The organism is Endozoicomonas sp. ONNA2, from assembly GCF_024606365.1.
Classification (GTDB): Bacteria; Pseudomonadota; Gammaproteobacteria; order Pseudomonadales; family Endozoicomonadaceae; genus Endozoicomonas.
The window spans coordinates 1-1561 of the sequence record NZ_JAHHPO010000272.1 but is presented as its reverse complement, the minus strand read 5'-3'; the positions used below and the strand labels follow the sequence as shown (position 1 = coordinate 1561).

Below are 1561 nucleotides of genomic sequence, written 5' to 3'. Positions count from 1 at the left end.
CATGAAAATCTGTGTTCTCAGAGGTGAACTTAAGGCTGCTGAAGAATTCAAAACGCACTACAGGGCAAAACTTGATACCACTACTTTCCAGACAGTTCTGCAGGAAATGGCCCTGAGATTGAATGAAAAAAAGGCCGAATTACTATTGAACCTGGTCATGCCTGATGATGACGCTCAAGACATTGCCCTGAAAATCCTGGCGGAGGTGCTGCAAACCAGATTGCCCAAGGCTAAGGACATGGGCGTGACAGAGTTCTGCGATACCATGTCATTTACCAAGCTGTTTTTCCGCCATGGCATTGTCAATTCCGCCCTGATTGATACCGCGATGAGATTCTATATGCTCAGGGGGCAGCCCAAAAAGGCACAGGAGATAAAAAGCGAATTTATTGATCAAACCGATCAGGCGGTCGGCAGCAGTCACCAGGCAAGACCACAACTGCTTCAGCCTGCGCTGGATGAGGGCAGTCTGCGTGCGCAATTGCTCGAAGCGATAAAGAACAGCAACATGAATACAGTGTACTGGTTGAAAAATCAGGCAGCCATGCACGATATCGTCAGTCCAGCCACCTGGCAGGAAGCCCTGAACGTTGCCCTTGACTGCGAAAATCCTGATATTGTAGCGGCCCTGCTGTCTTGACTGACAAATTGCCTGCACTCATCTCTCATCGTAAGTAATCAGCTGTCAACAGTTCGTGCCCATGAGGCGCTTTATTATCGACAGCTCATCAAACCTTCCAAACCATAAAAACTCAGGGGAAATATCTTTAATGATGTCAAAAAAAGTCTGTATCGACACTCCAACAGGCAGTTGCTGAAACTTTTCGCTCCCATTGCTGTCCAAGTTGGTAAATATAAATATTTTGGTTAATTTTTATGCAAGCTATCAACGGTCCATCATGCATGGCTTCGACTTTAGCCTCTAACACGGTCGGCATAAGCAATGACGATAAAAGCGTATGCGTCATCTGTCAGGAGGAATTCGATAAAAACATCGTTGTAGCTCGCTACGGACATGCATATCACTTTGTACACCGTAAATGTCCTAAATGTATTGGAGACTGGAAAATTGCCTCTGCCACCCCGGTGGCACAGGAAGCAACAATCCGTAACGAGAACTGCTCTCAGGCACAACGGCTGATCAATGACCGCAGCGCTATCCTGACCGCAGATACTCTGAAAGTGGCCCTGGAAAATGCCGCAGAAACCCTCAATATCGCACAGGCCAAGCCATTACTTGAATTGTCATCGTCCGAACCGGTCTATCAGGCAGTTGCCCTGGCGGTATTGGATAGTTTCTTGCAAAAAGCCATGGCAAGGGTTGTGAATATGAGTGACCTCAGATTCCGCGACACCTTCCACGGCACCTTCCACGGCACCTTCCACGGCACCTTCCACGGCACCTTCCACGGCACCATGGAATTTACCCGTTTTTTTTTCCGCCATAACATCGTTAACCGAGAGCTGGCGAATATGGCCCTGAAAATCTGTGTTCTCAACAATAGGTTTGAGGAAGCACAAGAATTCAAAACAAACCAGACACAGCTTGAGGCCAGTACTT

Annotated in this window: 2 protein-coding genes; both read left to right on the top strand. The window is 47.6% G+C overall.

Features of this window, described 5'->3' with window-relative positions; translation table 11 throughout:
• The coding region (locus KDK14_RS04865) for a hypothetical protein (protein WP_257263893.1) at positions 1–640 on the top strand (640 nt) is incomplete at its 5' end.
• A 263-nt stretch (positions 641–903) separates the two neighbouring features.
• Positions 904–1561, top strand: a 658-nt coding sequence (locus KDK14_RS04860) for an RING-H2 finger protein (protein ID WP_257263892.1), incomplete at its 3' end; no start/stop codon positions are given.